This window comes from Actinoallomurus sp. NBC_01490, from assembly GCF_036227085.1.
Lineage (GTDB): Bacteria > Actinomycetota > Actinomycetes > Streptosporangiales > Streptosporangiaceae > Actinoallomurus > Actinoallomurus oryzae.
In genome coordinates this window covers 6422484-6440853 of the sequence record NZ_CP109433.1, presented here as the reverse complement: position 1 = coordinate 6440853, position 18370 = coordinate 6422484, and the positions used below count along the sequence as shown (strand labels likewise).

The 18370-nt window shown below is 72.5% G+C and carries 17 protein-coding genes and 2 pseudogenes; 7 read left to right on the top strand and 12 right to left on the bottom strand.

All coding sequences use genetic code 11. The features are described from left to right. Nucleotides 1-56: 56 nt before the first annotated feature. Together OG417_RS30140 and OG417_RS30135 are read left to right on the top strand one after the other, a co-directional pair. Nucleotides 57-1202: an FAD-dependent monooxygenase gene (locus tag OG417_RS30140; RefSeq protein ID WP_329235679.1), complete on the top strand. Its 1146-nt coding sequence runs from the start codon at nucleotides 57-59 to the stop codon at nucleotides 1200-1202. A gap of 299 nt (nucleotides 1203-1501) precedes the next feature. Further along, nucleotides 1502-2155 (top strand): lysophospholipid acyltransferase family protein, encoded by a 654-nt coding sequence (locus OG417_RS30135; protein WP_329235677.1) that lies wholly within the window; start codon nucleotides 1502-1504, stop codon nucleotides 2153-2155. Nucleotides 2156-2190: 35 nt separating this feature from the next. On the opposite strand, the gene OG417_RS30130 is transcribed toward OG417_RS30135, so the two are convergent. Together OG417_RS30130 and OG417_RS30125 are read right to left on the bottom strand one after the other, a co-directional pair. Continuing rightward, nucleotides 2191-2850 (bottom strand): response regulator transcription factor, encoded by a 660-nt coding sequence (locus tag OG417_RS30130; RefSeq protein ID WP_329235675.1) that lies wholly within the window; start codon nucleotides 2848-2850, stop codon nucleotides 2191-2193. Further along, entirely contained in the window at nucleotides 2847-4145 is a 1299-nt protein-coding gene (locus OG417_RS30125; RefSeq protein WP_329235673.1) for a sensor histidine kinase, read from the bottom strand. Before OG417_RS30125 ends, OG417_RS30130 begins: the two co-directional genes overlap by 4 nt. 328 nt (nucleotides 4146-4473) lie before the next feature. Between OG417_RS30125 and rho the strand changes: the two are divergent. Next, nucleotides 4474-5683, top strand: a pseudogene (rho, locus tag OG417_RS30120) (transcription termination factor Rho); the annotation flags it as partial. Nucleotides 5684-5701: 18 nt separating this feature from the next. Here the strand turns inward: rho and OG417_RS30115 are convergent. Further along, nucleotides 5702-6220, bottom strand: coding sequence for a hypothetical protein (locus tag OG417_RS30115; RefSeq protein ID WP_329235670.1), 519 nt, complete (start codon nucleotides 6218-6220; stop codon nucleotides 5702-5704). A 472-nt stretch (nucleotides 6221-6692) separates the two neighbouring features. Here OG417_RS30115 and OG417_RS30110 point away from each other — a divergent pair, with 472 nt between their 5' ends. Continuing rightward, nucleotides 6693-7571 (top strand): aldo/keto reductase, encoded by an 879-nt coding sequence (locus OG417_RS30110; RefSeq protein WP_329235667.1) that lies wholly within the window; start codon nucleotides 6693-6695, stop codon nucleotides 7569-7571. A 64-nt stretch (nucleotides 7572-7635) separates the two neighbouring features. On the opposite strand, the gene glmS is transcribed toward OG417_RS30110, so the two are convergent. From glmS to OG417_RS30090, 5 genes and pseudogenes are all read right to left on the bottom strand, one after another. After that, nucleotides 7636-9438: a glutamine--fructose-6-phosphate transaminase (isomerizing) gene (glmS, locus tag OG417_RS30105; protein WP_329235664.1), complete on the bottom strand. Its 1803-nt coding sequence runs from the start codon at nucleotides 9436-9438 to the stop codon at nucleotides 7636-7638. 12 nt (nucleotides 9439-9450) lie between these two features. Continuing rightward, entirely contained in the window at nucleotides 9451-9720 is a 270-nt protein-coding gene (locus OG417_RS30100) for a hypothetical protein (RefSeq protein ID WP_329235660.1), read from the bottom strand. Nucleotides 9721-9811: 91 nt separating this feature from the next. Next, nucleotides 9812-9988: a hypothetical protein gene (locus tag OG417_RS30095; RefSeq protein ID WP_329235657.1), complete on the bottom strand. Its 177-nt coding sequence runs from the start codon at nucleotides 9986-9988 to the stop codon at nucleotides 9812-9814. Between the two features lie 7 nt (nucleotides 9989-9995). After that, nucleotides 9996-10223: pseudogene (locus tag OG417_RS54475) on the bottom strand (SDR family oxidoreductase); the annotation flags it as partial. 251 nt (nucleotides 10224-10474) lie between these two features. Further along, the gene (locus tag OG417_RS30090; protein ID WP_329235655.1) at nucleotides 10475-11719 is read right to left on the bottom strand and encodes an MFS transporter; all 1245 of its coding nucleotides are present in this window, start codon (nucleotides 11717-11719) and stop codon (nucleotides 10475-10477) included. A gap of 69 nt (nucleotides 11720-11788) precedes the next feature. Here OG417_RS30090 and OG417_RS30085 point away from each other — a divergent pair, with 69 nt between their 5' ends. Beyond that, nucleotides 11789-12295, top strand: a complete 507-nt coding sequence (locus OG417_RS30085; RefSeq protein ID WP_329235653.1) for a MarR family winged helix-turn-helix transcriptional regulator — start codon at nucleotides 11789-11791, stop codon at nucleotides 12293-12295. 15 nt (nucleotides 12296-12310) lie between these two features. On the opposite strand, the gene OG417_RS30080 is transcribed toward OG417_RS30085, so the two are convergent. Next, complete coding sequence (locus OG417_RS30080) at nucleotides 12311-13318, bottom strand: aldo/keto reductase (RefSeq protein WP_329235651.1); 1008 nt, start codon at nucleotides 13316-13318, stop codon at nucleotides 12311-12313. 79 nt (nucleotides 13319-13397) lie between these two features. Here OG417_RS30080 and OG417_RS30075 point away from each other — a divergent pair, with 79 nt between their 5' ends. Further along, nucleotides 13398-14270 (top strand): LysR family transcriptional regulator, encoded by an 873-nt coding sequence (locus OG417_RS30075; protein WP_329235650.1) that lies wholly within the window; start codon nucleotides 13398-13400, stop codon nucleotides 14268-14270. 210 nt (nucleotides 14271-14480) lie between these two features. Here OG417_RS30075 and OG417_RS30070 read toward each other — a convergent pair whose 3' ends face one another. Beyond that, entirely contained in the window at nucleotides 14481-15980 is a 1500-nt protein-coding gene (locus OG417_RS30070) for an MFS transporter (protein ID WP_329235647.1), read from the bottom strand. Between the two features lie 85 nt (nucleotides 15981-16065). Here OG417_RS30070 and OG417_RS30065 point away from each other — a divergent pair, with 85 nt between their 5' ends. Further along, on the top strand, nucleotides 16066-16473 hold the full coding sequence (locus OG417_RS30065; protein ID WP_329235644.1) for a MarR family winged helix-turn-helix transcriptional regulator: 408 nt from the start codon (nucleotides 16066-16068) through the stop codon (nucleotides 16471-16473). Between the two features lie 46 nt (nucleotides 16474-16519). Here the strand turns inward: OG417_RS30065 and OG417_RS30060 are convergent, their stop codons facing one another. Beyond that, a complete protein-coding gene (locus OG417_RS30060) occupies nucleotides 16520-17815 on the bottom strand; it encodes an MFS transporter (RefSeq protein ID WP_329235641.1) in 1296 nt (431 codons plus the stop codon). Further along, nucleotides 17812-18279: a hypothetical protein gene (locus OG417_RS30055; RefSeq protein ID WP_329235638.1), complete on the bottom strand. Its 468-nt coding sequence runs from the start codon at nucleotides 18277-18279 to the stop codon at nucleotides 17812-17814. Before OG417_RS30055 ends, OG417_RS30060 begins: the two co-directional genes overlap by 4 nt. Nucleotides 18280-18370: the final 91 nt, after the last annotated feature.

The window sequence follows — 18370 nt, the reverse complement described above, 5'->3', positions numbered from 1 at the left end:
TCCCTGTCAGCGCGCCCGGCGAGGCTCCCGGTGATCGAGACGACAGGGAGAGTGTCATGCGGAGGGTTCTCATATCCGGCGCGAGCATCGCCGGGCCGGCGCTGGCCTACTGGTTGCGGCGGTACGGGTTCGAGGTCACGGTCGTGGAGCGGGCGCGCGGCCTGCGGCCCGGTGGCCAGGCGATCGACGTGCGGGGGCCGGCGATCGAGGTTGTTCGGCGCATGGGCGTGCTGGAGGAGGTGCGCCGCCGGAGCACGGATCTGCGCGGCATGTCGGTGGTCGGGGAGAACGGCGAGGAGCTGTCCACGACGACCGACCGCACCGCGAGCGGCGGTGACGTCGGCGGCCCCGACGTGGAGATCCTGCGCGACGACCTGGCGGCGATCCTCGCCGGCGCGGGCGAGGCCGAGTACGTCTTCGGCGACGCGATCGCCTCACTCGAACAGGACGCCGGCGAGGTACGGGTCGTCTTCGACAGCGGCGCGCGGCGCACCTTCGACCTGGTCGTCGGCGCGGACGGGGTGCACTCCTCGACGAGGCGGATGGTGTTCGGGCCGGAGGAGGACCACCTGCGGCACCTCGGCAGCTACCTCGCCGTCTGGACGGTGCCGAACTTCCTCGGCCTGGACCGCTGGGAGGTGGTGTACCCGATGAGCGGCGATCTCTGGGGCGCGATGGTGATGAGCGTGCGCGGCAACCGGGAGGCGAGGGTCTACGTCGGCTTCGACGCGGACGCGCCGCCCGCCGCGTTCCTGCCCCCGGAGGTGAGCGAGCAGAAACGCCTGGTGGCGACGCGGTTCGCCCACGCCGGCTGGGAGCTGCCCCGGCTGCTGAAGCACCTGGAGGACGCCCCGGACTTCCACTTCGACGCCCTGGCGCAGATCCACCTGGACGCGTGGTCGCGCGGCCGGGTCGCCCTGGTCGGCGACGCGGGGTACTGCGGGTCGCCCGCCTCGGGCCAGGGCACGAGCACGGCGCTCGTCGGCGCGTACGTCCTCGCGGGCGAACTCGCGCGGGCCGGCGGCGACCACGCGGCGGCGTTCGCGGCGTACGAGCGTGAACTGCGCGGCTACGTGACCGGCAACCAGGCCCTCGCGCTGGTGAACCAGGCGCGCCGCCGCGGGCAGGACGAGACAGGCGAGGCCGCGCTTCCGCAGAGCCCGCGCGAGGTCGTCGACGCGTACCCGCTGAAGGACTACTGACCGGCGCCAACGACACCGCGCGCCATGGGGGCGCTGTGGTCGCGTCCTGCCGGGCTACATCCTGGTCCGCATGCTCGACACCTTCGCGTCCGGACCGGCCCAGGGGGCACGCCACGCTCGCGGTTTCCGTGAGTCTCGCACTCGCCGGCGCGATCGTCACTACGCTCATCGGTAGGAGTATGCGCGTCAAGTGAGGGTGTGGTACAAGAACCGTCGGTTGTTTCTTGTAACGCCCCCGCACCGACGCACCGGGAGGTGAGGCGTCAGACTGTCGGGCACCCCTCGGTGGAAGGCTGACCGTGTTCTTCTGGTTCCTCAAGCACATTCTGCTCGGCCCCTGGCTGCGTCTGTTGTTCCGGCCCAAGGTCGTCGGCACGATGCCCAAGCGGGGGCCGGCCATCATCGCCTCGAACCACCTGTCGTTCTGCGACTCGCTGTTCCTGCCGCTCATGGCGCCCGGGCAGCTGGTCTTCATCGGCAAGGACGACTACTTCGTCCGCAGGGGGATCAAGGGCCGGCTCATGGCCGCCTTCTTCCGCGGCGTCGGCACGATCCCGGTGGACCGCAGCGGGGGCAGCGCGTCCGCCGACGCGCTCAGCACCGCGCTGCGCGTCCTGCAGGAGGGCCGGCTGTTCGGCATCTACCCCGAGGGCACGCGTTCGCCGGACGGCCGGCTGTACCGCGGCAAGACCGGCGTCGCACGCCTGGCGGTGGAGTCCGGCGCACCGGTGTACCCGTGCGCGCTCATCGGCACCGACGAGATCCAGCCCACCGGCTACCGCATGCCCCGCAAGATCATGCAGCCGGTGATCAAGCTCGGCGAGCCGCTGCGGTACGGCAAGGACGCCGACCTGCGCAAGGCGACCGACGAGATCATCGCGGCGATCCAGGCGCTGTCCGGCCAGGAGTACGTCGACGTGTACGCCGCGCAGGTCAAGAGCCGGAGCGAATAGGCGCCGCGCCATGACCTGTGCGCCGTCGTCGTCCCCTACGGCGGGCTCTGGGAAGGGCTGACGAAGCCGGACTCGTAGGCCGCGATCACCGCCTGCGTACGGTCGCGGGCCTGGAGCTTGGCCAGCACGTTGCCGACGTGCGTCTTGACCGTCTCCACGCTCACCACCAGCTCGCCCGCGATCTCGGCGTTGGACAGCCCGCGGGCCATGAGCGTGAGGACCTCGCCCTCGCGGTCGGTGAGGCGCGCCGCGCGCACCCGGTCGGCGTCGCGCCCGCTCGCGTGCCGGGCGGCCAGCCCGCGGATCGCGGCGGGGAACAGCAGCGAGTCGCTCAGCGCCACGGTGCGCAGCGCCTGGATGATCTCCTCGGTCCGGGCGCGCTTGAGCAGGAAGCCGCTCGCGCCCGCCCGCAGCGCCTCGTAGACGTAGTCGTCGTTCTCGAACGTCGTGATGACCAGGATGCGGGGCGGCTCCGGCACGGTGGACAGGATGGTCCGCGTCGCCTGGATGCCGTCGACCCTGGGCATCCGGACGTCCATCATCACCACGTCGGGCCGCAGGGAGCGGACCAGCGGCAGGACCTCCGCGCCGTCGGCGGCCTCGCCCACGACGGTGAACCCGGGCTCCGCGTCGATGACGGCCCGCAGGCCGGTGCGGATCAGCACCTCATCGTCCACGATCAGAACGTCCGTCACCGGCCCCTCGCACTCTCCGTCTCGGCGCCGTCGCCGGCCGCCTGCCGATCTTCCACCGTCTCACCGGACCACGGCACGACCGGGAGCGTGACGGTGACCCGCCAGCGCCCGTCGTCCGCGCCGGCGTTCATCCGGCCGCCGAGGATCGTGACCCGTTCCCGGATGCCCCGCAGGCCGTGCCCGCCGCCCGTACGCGGCGGGGCGGTCGCGTGGATCGGGTTGGTCATCTCCAGCGCGAGCCGTGAGTCGCGGACCGCCAGGCGCACCGTCACCGGCACCTTGCCGGCGTGCCGCAGGGCGTTGGTGAGGCCCTCCTGCACGATCCGGTAGGCCTCACGGGACACCACCGGCGGGAGCTCCTCGATGCGGGCGAGATCCGCGTCCACCTCGACGCCCGCCGACCGGGTCTGCGCGAACAGCGCGGGGAGGTCCGCGAGGGTCCGCTGGGGCGTCTTGGCGCTCGCGTCCTCGCGCAGCAGCCCGAGGACGTGGTCGAGGTCCTCCAGGGCGGTGCGCCCGGTCTCCTCGATCGCGCTGAGGGCGCGCCGGGCGAACTCCGGATCGCTGTCGAGCACGCGTGCCGCCGCGGCCGCCTGCAGCGTCGTGACGGTGAGCGCGTGGCCGACCGAGTCGTGCAGCTCCCGCGCCAGCCGGTTGCGTTCCATCAGCGACTCGGCGCGCCGCTCCAGGTGGGCCAGCCGGTCGGCGGCGGACGGGCCGAGCAGCAGCGGAGCGAGCCGTGCGAACAGGGCGCCGACCCCGGCGCCGAGGTAGCCGATCGCGGGCAGCGTCAGCAGCGCGGCCGGCACCGACCAGGCCGGGGCGAACACCCACGTGTGGCCGAGGAACCGGCGCGTGGCCTCGTGGTCGAGGAACGGCGTCTCCAGCAGGAACAGCATCATCGGCAGACCGGCCACCACGGCGAACCCCGTGGTGCCGCCGACGCCGATGTGCAGCAGCCACCAGACGGCGGTGCGGCGGCGCGAGCGCCAGGACCGCAGGCCCTCCGGCGTCTCCTCGGGCAGTGACACGCCCAGCAGCGTCTCGGCGGCGGTCCGGCACAGGACCCGTACGGCGGGGATGAAGGCGACGGAGCCGGAGATGACGATGAAGGCGGCGAGCATGACCACCGTGTCGATGAAGCCGCGCGCCGGCTGGTCGCTCACGTGCCGCATGATCTGGACGAGCCCGGCGTAGATCAGCAGGTACGGCACGAGGAGCGCCGTACCGCCGAGGAGGAAGGTCCAGCGCCGGTAGGTGGTGACGCTCACGAGGGGGCGGACCACGGATCTCATGCCGTCGATCCTGGCAGAACGCGCCGTCCGCCACCTCCCCCGTACGAGCGAGGCCGGACCCTTCGCGCGCCGGTGTGGCGGAATAACGACGGGGTGGTATACGCTGACGATGTCGCCGAGGATTCCGGCTCGTTTCGGATAGGCGCTTTCCCAGCCGATTCGGCTGCGTCCTTCTCGCCCTCTTCCTGTTCCGGGCGACCGAACCTCCTCCGCGAGATCGATGTTCTCTCTCGTGGATTTCCCGGTGCACGTGGCGTGCACCGTGCTCCCGGGCCGCGTGTTTTTTCCGTGTGCCCTTTCTCCGATCATCCCGTGGAAAGGATCCCCTGATGACCACCCTGACCGAACCCGTCGCCGAGCCCGCCGCCGCGTCCGGCGCGGCGGACGCCAAGCCTCCCGAGGAGAACCCGCCCGTCCCGGTGTCGGGCATCCTCGACGTGAGGGACAAGAACGCCTTCGTCCGGGCCGCCGGCTACCTGCCGGGCCCCGGCGACACCTACCTGTCCGCCGCCCAGGTCGCGCGGTACGGATTGCGTCCCGGCGACCACGTCGAAGGCGCGGCGCGCTCTCCCCGGCCCGGTAACCGGCGGGAGAAGTTCCGCGGCCTCGTCCGCCTGGACACCGTCAACGGCCTCCCCGCGAACAATCCCGAAAACACCGGCAAAAGGCCTGAATTCGCCGACCTGACGCCGCTGTACCCGCAGGAACGCCTGCGCCTGGAAACAGGCCGGGACGGCCTGATCGGGCGCGTCACCGACCTGATCGCCCCGATCGGGAAAGGTCAGCGCGGGCTCATCGTCGCACCGCCGAAAGCGGGCAAGACCATGGTGCTCAAGGCCCTCGCGAAGGCGGTGCGCGCCGCCGACCCCGCCTGCCACCTGATGGTCGTCCTGGTCGACGAACGGCCCGAGGAGGTCACCGACATGCGGCGGTCGGTGGACGCCGAGGTGGTGCACTCCACCTTCGACCGGCCGGCGAGCGACCACGTCGTCGTGGCCGAACTGGCGATCGAGCGGGCCAAGCGGCTCGTCGAACTCGGCCGTGACGTGGTCGTCATCCTCGACTCGATCACCCGTCTCGGCCGGGCGTACAACCTCGGGGCGCCCTCGAACAGCCGCATTCTCGCCGGCGGCGTCGCCACCACCGCGATCCACCCGCCGCGCCGGTTCCTCGGCGCGGCCCGCAACATCGAGGACGGCGGCTCGCTGACCATCCTGGCGTCGGTGCTCGTGGAGACCGGCTCGCGCATGGACGAGGTCTTCTTCGAGGAGTTCAAGGGCACCGGCAACATGGAGCTGCGGCTCCGCCGTGACCTCGCCGACCGGCGGATCTTCCCGGCCGTGGACCTCGCCGCCTCCAGCACGCGCCGCGACGACCTGCTGATGTCGCCGGCGGAGCTGGAGACGGTGAACCGCCTGCGGCAGATCCTGGCCGCCCTCGGGCCTCAGGAGGCCCTCGAACTCCTCCTCGGCAAACTCCGCGACACCTCTTCCAACGCCGAGTTCCTCACCCAGATCCTGCGCGAGTCCGCCCGCTGACCCCTGCGCGGCGCGCGATCACAGCCACGCGTCACCCGGTCCGGTCGGCATGAACGAGCAGTACGGAAGCTGCCAGGCCATTTCCCCGAGCGGCGCCACATGCCCCAGATGACCGTTCACGTAATAGACGTCATCATCGGCGATGCTCACGACATTGGCGAACGGGGGAACGCTCGGATTGTGCTGCGCGAGATAGAGGAATCCCCGGGCGCCGGGTATGGAGCGCAGGTAGGCCGCGATCTCGAATGCCCCGCCGGGCATCTTGTCATCGAACGGAGCCCTCAGCCGCAAGCTCGCCATCCCGAGGAATTCATCGAAGGTCGCCTCGCGCTTCATGGGCGCGGCGACCGAGACCTTGCCGGCGAGGAAGTCATCGACCGCCAGCGCGGACGCGGAGGAGTTCGGCGGAAATCCCCTGGCACGCAGAGGATTCGCGTGCTCGGCGACCTCGCGCATCGTGCCGGCCGTGAAGTATCGCCAGTCCGTCCATTTCATCGACCGTGAGATCTCCCCGATCTTCTTGGCGCCCGCGCGCATCAGGTCTCCCTCCTCGCGGCCGGGCTGCTCGAAGAGATACGCGTACGGCTCGGTGCCCCGAGGCCGGAGCGTGGTGAGCGGCCGGGTGATATCCGCGTATGTGTGGGAGATCCCCTCCGTGGTCGTGCGGAAGAACCTCCCGGATGCGCGGAAGACGGTGTTCGCGAGGCTTCTGCCCGGCGAGCTGGCAACCATGCGAATCTCCAGCGGGGGCGTGCGAGCGATCGGCCCGGGTCCTGGGCGTTCCATCGCGCCGACCGCACAACGTCGCGGCACCCGTCGGGCGTCGCGGGGGAGCGGCCCCGGCCCAACGGCGGAGGCCGACCCATGATCAGCATCATACAGACATAGGTGTATTTATGAGCGGCGCGCGCTCCCGGGGCTATCCGGAGGAGCCTCCGAATCTGCTAGCCTGGACCGAATCGGAGCCCCCTCCACTTCTTCGGTCCGCCCTTTCATGACGGGAGCACCTGTGACACCGACCAGCACCCCCACCGTCCCTCTCGCCGGACGCGACGTCGCCCGGGTCGGCTACGGCGCGATGCAGCTCACCCACGGTGGCCACGTGGCGCCGGAGACCGCCGTGGCACTGCTGCGGCAGGCCGCCGGCGCCGGCGTGAACCACATCGACACCGCCTGGTTCTACGGCGCCGGAGCCTGCAACGCGCTCATCCGCGAGGCGCTCGCGCCCTATCCGGAGAACCTGCTCGTGGCGACGAAGCTCGGCGCCGACAACACCGCCGACGGCGGGCTGGTCCCGGCGCAGCGCCCCGAGGAGCTGCGCCGGCAGGTCGAGGCGAACCTCACTTCACTCGGCGTCGAACGCCTCGACATGGTCTACCTGCGCCGGCTCGACTTCGCGCCGGGGATCATCGCCGAGGGCGAACAGAAGGTCGACCTCGACGACCAGCTCGCCGAACTCTCCGCGCTGCGCGAGGCGGGCAAGATCCGCTCGATCGCGCTCAGCAACGTCGACGCCGGCCAGCTGCGGCAGGCGCTGCCGGTCGGGATCGAAGCCGTACAGAACGTGTACAACCTGCTGAACCGTGGAACAGAGCCGGTGCTCGAAGTCTGCCGTGAGCACGGTGTCGCGTGGATCCCCTACTTCCCGCTGGGCTCGGCGTTCTCCGGGCAGCGCAAGGTGACCGAGGACGCCACGGTCCTCGCCGTCGCCCGCGAACTCGGCACCACCCCCTCGCAGGTCGGCCTGGCCTGGCTCCTGGCGCACTACGCGCGGACACTGCTGATCCCGGGCACCGCCAGCGGCGACCACCTCACGGAGAACCTGGCGGCCGCCGACGTCGAACTCGGACCGGATGCGATGGCGCGCCTCGACGCGCAGGCCGGCTGACGCCGGCCTGCGCGAGCCGTCCAGGGCCCCGCCGTCCTCCTGCGCGGCGGCTCTGAGACGGGCCCTAATCGACGGTGACGCTCTTGGCGAGGTTCCGGGGCTTGTCGACGTCGTGGCCGAGTGCCACCGCGGCGTGGTAGGCGAGCAGCTGCAGGGGGATCGGCAGCAGGATCGCGTCGAGCTCCGGTTCGTTCTTGGGCACGACGACGGCGTCCTCGCCCGCCTCGGTGTGGCCGATCGTGATGACCCGGCCGTGCCGGGCGCGGATCTCCCCGAGCGTCGAGCGGTTCTTGTCCAGCAACTCGTCGTCCGGCACGATCGCGACGGCCGGCAGGTCGGGACTGATGAGGGCCAGGGGGCCGTGCTTGAGCTCGCTCGCCGGATACGCCTCCGCGTGGATGTAGGAGACCTCCTTGAGCTTCTGCGCCCCCTCCCGCGCGACCGGCCAGCCGCGCACCCGGCCGACGAACAGCATGCTGCGGTACTTCGCCAGATCCGCGGCGAGCGCGGCGATCCGGTCCTCCTGGCGCAGGATCTCCTCGATCTGGCCCGGCAGCGCCCGCAGGCCCTCGGCGATCCGCCGCCCGTCGGCGGGGGACAGGTCGTGGATGCGGCCCAGATGCAGGGCGAGCAGCGCGAACACCACGGCGGTCGAGGTGTAGGCCTTGGTGGAGGCCACCGCGATCTCCGGCCCGGCGTGCAGGTAGACCCCGCCGTCGCACTCGCGGGCGATCGCGCTGCCGACCGCGTTGACCACCCCGAGCACCCGGCCGCCCTTGCGCCGCAGCTCCTGGACGGCCGCGAGGGTGTCGTAGGTCTCGCCGGACTGGCTCACCGCGATGTAGAGCGTGTCCGCCTCGACGACCGGGTTGCGGTAGCGGAACTCCGAGGCGGGCTCGGCGTCGGCCGGGATGCGGGCCAGCTCCTCGATGAGCTGCGCGCCCACCTGACCGGCGTAGTACGCCGAGCCGCAGCCGAGGATCTTCACCCGGCGGATCGCCCGCGCCTCGCGCGGGTCCAGGTCGAGCCCGCCCAGGTGCGCGGTGTGGAAGCGCCCGTCGAGCCGCCCGCGCAGCGCGCGCTCGACCGCGGCGGGCTGCTCGTGGATCTCCTTGCGCATGAAGTGCGTGTAGCCCTCGGCGTCGTACGCGGCGTCCTCGGTCTCGATGACCGACGGCTCCTTGCGGGTGGCGCGGGCGTCGAGCGTGGACGTACGGAACCCGTCGGGCCGGATCGTGGCGAGCTCGCCGTCGTCCAGGTGCACCACCTGGCGCGTGTAGCGGACCAGCGCGGCGACGTCGGAGGCCGCGTACATCTCCTTCTCGCCGATGCCGAGGACGACCGGGCTGCCGTTGCGGGCGACGACGAGCACGCCGGGGTGGCGTGTGTCCACGACGGCGATGCCGTACGTGCCGACGATCTGCGACAGCGCCTCGCGTACGGCGTCCTCCAGCTCGGCGGCGTCCGAGCGTGCGATCAGGTGCGGCAGGACCTCGGTGTCGGTGTCGGAGGTCAGGACGACGCCGTCGGCCTCCAGCTTGGCGCGCAGCTCGTCGGCGTTCTCGATGATGCCGTTGTGCACGACGGCCACGCTGCCGGCGACGTGCGGGTGGGCGTTGTCGTCGCTCGGCTCACCGTGCGTCGCCCACCGGGTGTGGCCGATGCCCGTACCGCCCTTGAACCGGGCGGGCAGGTTCGCCGCCAGGGCGGCGACCCGGCCCTCGGCCTTGCGCACCCGCAGGTCGCCCGAGCGGCCGACGACCGCCAGCCCGGCCGAGTCGTACCCGCGGTACTCCAGGCGCGCCAGCCCCTCGGTCAGGATGGGGACGGCGTCCCCGGGCCCGGTGTAGGCGACGATTCCGCACATGAGGCCTTCCTCTCAGCCGTAGACGATCCGCCGAAGCTGGCGCAGCGACAGCTCCGGCGGAGCCACCCGGCGCTGCGGCAGTTCGGCCGCGACGCGTTCGAAGATCTGGTCGTTGGTCAGCCCGCCCGCCTTCAGCTCGGCGTGCCGCCGGCGGACGAAGTCCTCGGCCGGCTCGGCGAAGTAGGCCAGTACGTCGGCCACCACCCGTGCGGCCTCGCCCGTGCTCAGCGAGGTCGTACGGGTGAGGTGGACGAGAAGGTCGTCGTAGGCGCGGCCGGGCATGTGCCAGGATCTAACCCGATGCGGTGGAGAAACGCCAAGAATCCTGCCCGATATCGGGCAGGAAACAGGTCTTAGGTCCTCGCGGGCGGAGTCAGGCGGTCGCGTCGCCGTCGACGGTGAGCTCGTGTCCGACGACGAACGCGGCCTCGGGCGAGGCCGGCCACAGGACGACGGCGGCCATCTCCTCGGCCATCTCCTCGGCCGCGCCGATCCGCCCCCGCCGGGACGCGGGCCGCGACGCGCGCCGTGCGGTCCGCCTCGCTCTCACCGGGCCGCATCGACATCGCGGTGGCGACCGGGCCGGGGCTGACCACGTTGATCCGTACGCCGTCGGCGACGGCCTCGCGGGCCGCGGCCCTGGACGGCACGACGACCCCGGCCTTGGCCGCACCGTACGCGCCGAGCCCCGGCACGGCGGTGACGCCGATCGACGCGGTGTTCACGATCGCGCCGCCGCCGTGCGTGCGCATGTGCGCGATCTCGTGCCGCAGCGCCAGCCACACGCCGGTCAGGTTGGTGCCGACCACGGCCGCCCAGTCGTCCTCGGTGATCCCGGGTGACCGGGCCGCCCGCCGGCTCGACCGCGCTGTTGACCACCAGGCGGCCGCGCCGGCGCTCGTCGGTGAGGGACTCCTCGGCGTAGGCGTTCACCAGCGCTCGTACGGCCGGCAGCGCCGGGCCCGGCTGCGACAGCGGCTCGACCACGTTCGGCTCGCGGGTCTGGACGTACCGTTCATCGAGACCGATCGGTCAATTAAGTGCCATCGGCGGCCGCAGCGCCGGCGACCACCGCTTCCTCTTGCGCGCCGGGCGCGGCGCCCCGGTAGGCGCGGACGTCGGCGAGCAGCAGCATCGCCAGGTTCGCCCCGGCGACCAGGACCGCCAGGCTCAGCAGCGGCGCGGCCGTCCCGGTCACCGCGGCGACCGGGGCCGCCACCGCCATCCCGAGCGGCCGGCTGGCAAAGGAGATCAGCGCGTCGAAGGAGCCGACCCGGCCCAGCGCGTCCTGCGGGATCCGGTGCTGCAGGGTCGTCTCCCACAGCGGGCTGAGCACGCCGAGGCCGAACATGGCCGCGAAATAGGCCGGCGCGACGACGGCCAGCAGCGCATGGGACGGGGCGAGCGCGGCGATCCCGAGCGCGGCCAGCGGCAGCCCGTACGCCGCGCCGCCGAACGCCACGGCCACCAGCGGACGGCGGATCCGCAGCCGTCCCGCGCCGAACACCCCGATCAGCATGCCCGCGGTGCCGGCCTGGGCGATGACCACCCAGGCGGTGTCCCCGCCCAGGTGCCGGACCGCGATGACCGGGGCGAGCGTCAGCAGGAAGCCCGCCGCCAGGTGCCAGACGCCGTGCCCGGCCAGGGTGGTCAGGAACCACCCGTGCCGGCGGGTCTCCCGCCAGCCCTCGCGCAGTTCCGCGGTGAACCGTTCCCGCCCGGCGTACGGCGCGGCGTGGCGCGGAGCGAGCCCGCCGAGCGTCGCCGCCGAGACCGCGAAGAGCCCGGCGGTGAGCAGCGACGACCAGCCGGGCCCGGCGGCCAGCACCAGCCCGCCGGCGGCGGCCGGGGCGGCCATCTGGGCCAGTCCCTCGGCGACGCCGAGCCGGGCGTTCGCCCGGAGCCGGTCCGCGCCGTCGATGACGCCCGCGACCAGCCGCCGCACCGCCGGGGTGCCGAACGCCACCCCGGCGCCGGTGACGGCCGAGAGGGCGGCCAGTTCAGGGATCCGGGCCGGGCCGCGCAGTAGTTCCACGCCGATCGCCGCCTGCGCGGCACCGCGGAGCAGGTCGGCGCCGAACACCACCCGCTGGGCCGGGAACCGGTCGGCGACCACCCCGGCGACCGGCAACAGCACCAGCATCGGGACCAGCTCACACGCCAGCACGACGCCGAGCGCGGCGGCCGAGCCGGTCGCCCGTACCACGGCGAGCGTGAGGGTCGTGGGGATGAGCGCGGTGGCCAGGGCGGCGTTGGTCCGGCCGAAGATCAGTCGACGCATGGCCCGGACATTAGTTCGCTGGCGTATGTTTCGTCAACGAAACATACGCTGGCGTAGCATACTGAGCGTATGGAGGACTCTGTCGATCAGCACCTGGCCCGCTGGCGCGGCAAGGCGCCCTACGACGAGCGCACCGAGGCGATCGTCACCCGGATGCAGTTCCTGGTGAAGCACGTCCACCAGGCCAAGGACCGGGCGCTGGCCGAAATCGGGCTGCAGGAGTTCGCGTTCGAGACCCTGCACCGGCTGGTCTCTCACGGGGGTTCGATGACGCCCTCGGGGCTCGCGCAGGAGCTGCTGCTGTCCCCGGCCGGGACGACCGGGCGGCTGGACACGCTGGAGCAGGCCGGGCTGGTACGGCGGATCCGCGGCACCGGCGACCGGCGCCGGGTGGAGGTGGAGCTCACCGAGGCCGGCCACGCGAAGTGGCTGGCCGCGATGAAGGTGCGCGCGATGGTGGAAAGCGACATGATCGCCGCGCTGGAACCTGCCGCGCAGGAGACACTGGACGGGCTGCTCCGGCGCATGCTCGTGAAGGTGGAGACCACTCGGAACGCCCCCACCTCGCCCCACTGACGCGCCGCTCGGGACTCACTCCCCGGATCCCGTCGCGCGGGCCGGGGCCGGTGCGTGGCGGGCGGTGACCGGGACGGCGAACGACCTTCGATCCCCGGCCCAGCCGTCCGCCCGCAGCAGTTCGTCGAGTTCTCGCAGGTCCGCCGGGCCGAGGTGGATATCGGCGGAGTGGGCGTTGTCGGCGAGCCGGTCCGGCGACCGGGTGCCGGGGATCGGGACGACGTCGGACCCCTGGGCGAGCAGCCACGCCAGCGCGAGCCGCCCCGGGGAGATCTCGCGCTGCTCGGCGAACCGCCGCAGGGCGGCGACCTGCCGCCGGTTCGCCGCCAGGTTGCCGCCCTGGAAGCGGGGATCGGCCCTGCGGAAGTCGCTGAGCCGGATGTCGGCCTCGGTGAGGGAGCCCGTGAGCAGCCCGCGGCCGAGCGGGCTGTAGGGCACCACGCCGATGCCGTGCCGGCGGGCGGCCGGTACGACGTCGGCCTCGGGCCGGCGCCACAGCAGTGACCATTCGAGCTGCACCGCGGCGATCGGATGCACCGCGGCGGCCTGCTCGAGCTGGTCGGCCGTCACCTCGGACAGGCCGAGGTGACGGACCTTGCCCGCCTGAACGAGCTCGGCCATCGCGGCGACGGTCTCGCCGATCGGCACCCGGGGGTCGGCGCGGTGCAGGTAGTACAGGTCGATGACGTCCGTGCCCAGCCGGGCCAGCGACGCCTCGCAGTCGGCGCGCACACGCTCGGGCCGGGCGTCGACGCGTACGCCGTCCGGGCCGCGGACGATGCCGAACTTGGTGGCCAGCAGGGCCTCGTCACGCCGGCCGGCGATCGCGCGGGCGATGAGGCGCTCGTTGTGGCCCTGGCCATAGCTCATCGCCGTGTCCAGCATCCGCACGCCGAGGTCCAGCGCCGTCCGGATGACCCGGACGGATCGCTCGTCGTCGGCCGGGCCGTAGCCCTGGGACAGGCCCATGCAGCCCAGGCCGAGCGCCGAGGTCGTCAGTGTTCCGAGGTGTCGTTGCTCCATGGGTCCCACCCTGCGGCCCGCGACCCGATAAGTCCAAGACAGGTATGATCTTGCATTTATCGCGGATTACTATGAATCCATGGAGCTGCGGCAACTGACGTACTTCGAGGCCGTCGCCCGCCTCGGCGGGTTCAGCCGGGCGGCCGAACAGCTGCGCATCGCCCAGCCCGCCGTTTCCGCGCAGATCCGCAACCTCGAGCGCGAGCTCGGCACCACGCTGTTCGAGCGCACCACCCGCCGCGTCACCCTGACGCACGCCGGTGAGCTTCTGCTCGTCCGCGCCCGCGCGGTTCTCGCCGAGGTGCAGGGCGCGCGCGCCGACCTCGACCAGCTCGCCGGTGTGCTGCGCGGACGGCTCAGCATCGGTGCCACCCCGGTGCTCGGCTCGCTCGACCTGCCCGCGGAACTGGCCGGTTTCCACCGCCGCTACCCCGAACTCACCATCACCACGCGGACCGGGCTGGTCGCCGACCTCCTGAGCGGGCTCGCCGACGGTGACATCGACGTGGTCCTCGGCCCCGTCCACGACGACCTGCCCGAGCGGTACCGGGCGCAGCGGCTGGTCGGCGAGAGTCTCGTGCTCATCACGCCGCCCGACGGCGCGGGCGCCGGCACGACGACGCTGGCCGCGCACCGTGACCGGCCGTTCGTCTGCCTGCCCGCCGGCAGCGGGCTCCGCTCCATCCTCACGCGCGCCGCCGCCGACGAGGGCTTCACGCCCCGCGTCCCGTTCGAGGCCCCGGACCCGGCCGGCATCCGCGCACTCGTCGCCGCCGGCATGGGGGTCGCCCTGCTGGCCGAATCCGCGGCGACCGCCGACGGGCCGCCCGTCGCGGTGCGCCGCCTCAAGGCCCCGCCGCGGCACCCGCCGATCGGTCTGATCCGCCTCCGGGACCGCGCCCTGACCCCGGCCGTACGAGCCTGGCAGCGGCACCTCACGCGGCAGGGATAGGAAGACCGCCCCGTCCAGGCTCGGCCCCGAGGCGGCGATCTCACAAGCCATCACGAGGACCTCGCGGTCTCGTGTGTATCCGCGGTCCGGCGTCCAGGGAGCCCGCCGGCACCGGCTGTACGCCTCCGGCCGCGAGCGGGCGCCCTGCGCGGTGGCGGCGAGGCGGGGGCTCGGTCTCCCCGCCCCGCCTGAACCGGGTGGGCCGCCGGATCAGGCGGCCTCGGCCTCTTCCACCTCGGCCGGCACGATCTCGGCGCGGTGCGCGCCGACGTGCCGGGCGCGGCGGCGTACGGCGAACGGGACGAGGGCCATGGCCAGGCCGGCGACGGCCACGAAGGTCACGAAGACCAGCCCGGGGCGGTACTCGGCGAGGACGCCGGCGGCCGTACGGGCCGGGGGACCGTCGCCGGAGATGAGGGCCGTGGTGACGGCCAGCACCAGGGCCGCGCCGACCTGGGCGGCCGTCTGCACGAGCCCGGCCGCCAGGCCCTGTTCGTCGTCGTGGATCCCCGCGGTCGCCTGGACGTTGATCGAGGGGAACCCGAGTGCGAAGCCGACGCCGAGCAGGACCGCGGTCGGCAGGATCGCCGTGACGTACACCGGATGCGTGCCGATGGGCAGGAACAGCACGTACCCGGCGGACATCGCCGCCAGCCCGCCGACGATGAAGCGTGCCGTGCCGAACCGGTCGATCATCGTGCCGGCGAACGGTGCGCTGAGCGCGACGAGCAGTCCGGCCGGCAGCAGCGCGAGCGCCATCTTCAGAGGCGCCCAGCCGAGCACGTCCTGCAGGTAGAGGGTGATGATGAACTGGAACGACGTGTAGGAGCCGAACAGCGCGACGATGGCGAGGTTGGCCCGCACGAGCGTGCCCTTGCGCAGGATGCCGAGCCGGACCAGCGGGTGCCGCACCCGGCGCTCGACGTACACGAACGCGATGAGCAGCACGATCACCGCGGCGAACAGGGCGAGCGTCACCGGTGCGGTCCAGCCCCGGGCCGGGGCCGACACCAGGTCGTAGACGAGCACGAGCATCGCGCCCGTGGAGGTCAGCGCGCCGAGGACGTCGTGACCGCCGGAGGAGGCGGGCGTGTCGCGGGGGATCAGCGCGAGCCCGGCGGTGAGCGCGACGATCGCGATCGGCACCGGCATGAGGAACGTCCACCGCCAGCCGATGCCGGTCATCAGGCCGCCGAAGATCAGGCCGGAGGAGTAGCCGCTGGCGCCGAAGACCGTGTAGATCGACAGCGCCTTGTTGCGCATACGCCCCTCGGCGAACGTCGTCGTGATGATCGACAGGCCGGTCGGGGCGGTGAACGCCGCGCTGACGCCCTTGACGAAGCGCGTGGCGATCAGCAGCGGGCCCGAGTCGACGAGCCCGCCGAGCAGGGACGCGACGGCGAACACCGCCAGGGCGATCAGGAAGACCCGCCGCCGGCCGAGGAGGTCGGCGGTGCGTCCGCCCAGCAGGAGCAGCCCGCCGTAGCCCAGGACGTATCCGCTGACGATCCACTGCAGGCTCGACGTGGTCAGGTGCAGTTCGGTGCCGATCGAGGGCAGTGCGACGCCGACCATCGACACGTCGAGGCCGTCGAGGAACAGCACGAGGGAGAGCACGGCGAGCACGCCCCACAGGCGCGCGGGCCAGCGCTGCCGCCGGGGCAGGTCGTTATCGGACAGAAGGGATTCAGGTGTCACGGTCGTGGTCACCGGACCGAAGTTACATGCACATGCATTCAATGTCCACGCATTTAATGTGCTTGCATCGAAGTCGCGAAGGTGGTATGTTCCGCCCATGAGCGATGCCGGTGAAGAGGCGATCGTCCGGCGCTGGCGCGACCTGCTCGCCTGCTACAGCACGGTGTCGTGCGCGCTGGACCGCGCACTGCAGGACGCGCACGGCATCGGCATGAGCGAGTTCGAGGCGCTCGACCGGCTCGTCGACGCGACGTGCGAGCAGCGACGCATGCACGACCTGGCGGGCGACATGTATCTCAGCCAGAGCGCGCTGTCCCGTACGGTCGCCCGGCTGGAGCGGGCCGGACTCGTCGAGCGCACCATGTGCGCCGACGACCGCCGGGCCATCTCCGTAACGCTCACCGAGGCCGGTCGCGAACGCCACGCACAGGCCCGCCGGACCCAGCGCGCCGTCCTCGCCGAGCACCTCGTGCCCGAGCCGGTGCCCGTACGGGCCGGCGCCTGAGCGAGGCTGAAACTTACTATGTAAAGGCCGCGGCCCGGTCCAGTCGTCACAGCAGTTCGGGTGCCCCCTCCAGGACAGCATCGGCGGATTCCCGGGGCCCCGGAACGGCAATCGAAACAACGCCGCGCAGCGCCGCCTCGACCCGGCGGTTACTGGTCATGGTCGCCGTGACGGCGGTCATGGCGAGCAGGAGGCCGGCGGCTGCGTAGAGCGGGGTGCGTACGCCGTAGGTGGTGGCCAGCCGGCCGCCGAGCAGGGCGCCGAACGGAGCGGCGCACATGGCGAGCATGCGGGAGGTGGAGGCGACCCGGCCCATCAGGTGGGCCGGGACGATCGCCTGCCGGAGAGAGGGCGCGAGCACCATCGTGGCGCCCATGCCCGCCCCGCAGACCGCGAGGGCGAGGCCGGCCACGTAGGGATTCGCAGCGGTGGCAAGCCCCAGGATGGCCAGTCCCTCGACCGCGGCCGTGCAGGTCAACGCGGTGCCGGTGCCGAGCTGTCGGCCGAGGAAGGAAGCGATGCCCGCACCGATCAGCCCGCCGGTGGCCTCCGCGGTGAGGAGCAGGCCGAACCCGAAGGTGTCGATGCCCAGACGGTCATGCGTGAAGAGGGCCAGTACCGTCTCCACGGCGAGGAAGGCGATGTTCCCGACCGCCGGGCGCAACGCGAGCCCGAGCGGCAGCCGGTCCCCGAAGACGTACCCGGCCCCGGCGCGCGCCTGCCGCAGCAGCGACTCACGGGCCTGCGGCACGGGCCGGGGTGGGGCGGGCAGCGACCGTACGAGCAGTGCGGAGAGCGCGAACGACACCGCGTCGGCGAGCAGCGGAACCGCCCGCCCGAGCGCGAGCAGCGCACTGCCTGCAGGCGGCCCCGCGAAGCCGGACGAGGCGGTCTGGGTGCCGCGCAGGCGGGAGTTGGCGCGCTCCAGGAGCGCGGGGTCGCGGCCGAGCAGATCCGGCAGATAGGCCGTGGCGGCCGTGTCGAAGAAGTGCCCGCCGAGGCCGAGCAGGAAGGTGACGGCCGCGAGCAGCGCAATGCTCAGTGCGCCGAACGCGGCCGCCACCGCCGGAATCGCCAGCAGCACCGCACGCGCCGCGTCCATGACCCACATCGTGCGCCGACGGTCCCAGCGGTCCACCAACGCACCGCCGAGCACCCCGAACAGCAGCCACGGCAGCGTTCCGGCGGCCGTGACGACGGCGAGCGCCATCGGATCCCGCGTCAAGGTCAACGCCAGCAGCGGCAGCGCGCCATGAGTCACCCCGTCACCGAGAGAGGACACCGTCTGCGCGGTCCACAGCCGTCCGAACCCGGCCGGCAACCTCTTTGCGTCCCAGGTCATTCGGCATCGCCCTCGCCCGAGGTCCGCGCGGCCTGCTCGCGCGACGCCGGCCGGAACAGCGCGAAGGCGAGCGACACGTCCGGCAGCGACGGATCCGACAGCGCCCGGTACTCGTCCGCCAGCGCCTGCAGCCGCGCCCCCAGCTCCGCGAACCGCTCCTCGGTGAGCCGCAGATGCGCCAACCGCACATACCGCTCATCCACCGGTGCCGCCTCCAGATCCGCCACCACGTGCCGCATCAGCACATCCGGCTGTCCCGCCCCCGGATCCGGCAGCACGATCGCCCGCGCGGCCATCGCGTAGTACCGCTCGGTGACCCCACGCACCTTCCGCGTCCGCACCACCTTCACCAGGCCGGCCCGCTCCAGCAGCCGCACGTGATAGCTGGAACTCCCCTTCGCCAGGCCCACCCGCTCGGCGATCTGCGGGCCGGGGCCTCCGGACCCCGGGCCGTGTCGCCACATGCTCCGCATGACCAGGTCAGGGGGGTGGTGAGCGGCTTGTAGCACAGCGGTAACAAGCGGGACCCAGCCTGGAAACGCCCGATCGTAAAGA

Excerpts from the sequence above, each read along its gene's own strand:
- OG417_RS30075 (WP_329235650.1), top strand. The coding sequence starts at position 13,398 with ATGGAGCTGCGGCAACTGACGTACTTCGAGGCCGTCGCCCGCCTCGGC.
- OG417_RS30055 (WP_329235638.1), bottom strand. The coding sequence starts at position 18,279 with ATGTGGCGACACGGCCCGGGGTCCGGAGGCCCCGGCCCGCAGATCGCC.
- OG417_RS30065 (WP_329235644.1), top strand. The coding sequence starts at position 16,066 with ATGAGCGATGCCGGTGAAGAGGCGATCGTCCGGCGCTGGCGCGACCTG.
- OG417_RS30125 (WP_329235673.1), bottom strand. The coding sequence starts at position 4,145 with ATGAGATCCGTGGTCCGCCCCCTCGTGAGCGTCACCACCTACCGGCGC.
- OG417_RS30085 (WP_329235653.1), top strand. The coding sequence starts at position 11,789 with ATGGAGGACTCTGTCGATCAGCACCTGGCCCGCTGGCGCGGCAAGGCG.
- OG417_RS30090 (WP_329235655.1), bottom strand. The coding sequence starts at position 11,719 with ATGCGTCGACTGATCTTCGGCCGGACCAACGCCGCCCTGGCCACCGCG.
- OG417_RS30100 (WP_329235660.1), bottom strand. The coding sequence starts at position 9,720 with ATGCCCGGCCGCGCCTACGACGACCTTCTCGTCCACCTCACCCGTACG.
- OG417_RS30115 (WP_329235670.1), bottom strand. The coding sequence starts at position 6,220 with ATGCGCGCGGGCGCCAAGAAGATCGGGGAGATCTCACGGTCGATGAAA.
- OG417_RS30140 (WP_329235679.1), top strand. The coding sequence starts at position 57 with ATGCGGAGGGTTCTCATATCCGGCGCGAGCATCGCCGGGCCGGCGCTG.
- OG417_RS30060 (WP_329235641.1), bottom strand. The coding sequence starts at position 17,815 with ATGACCTGGGACGCAAAGAGGTTGCCGGCCGGGTTCGGACGGCTGTGG.
- OG417_RS30080 (WP_329235651.1), bottom strand. The coding sequence starts at position 13,318 with ATGGAGCAACGACACCTCGGAACACTGACGACCTCGGCGCTCGGCCTG.
- glmS (WP_329235664.1), bottom strand. The coding sequence starts at position 9,438 with ATGTGCGGAATCGTCGCCTACACCGGGCCCGGGGACGCCGTCCCCATC.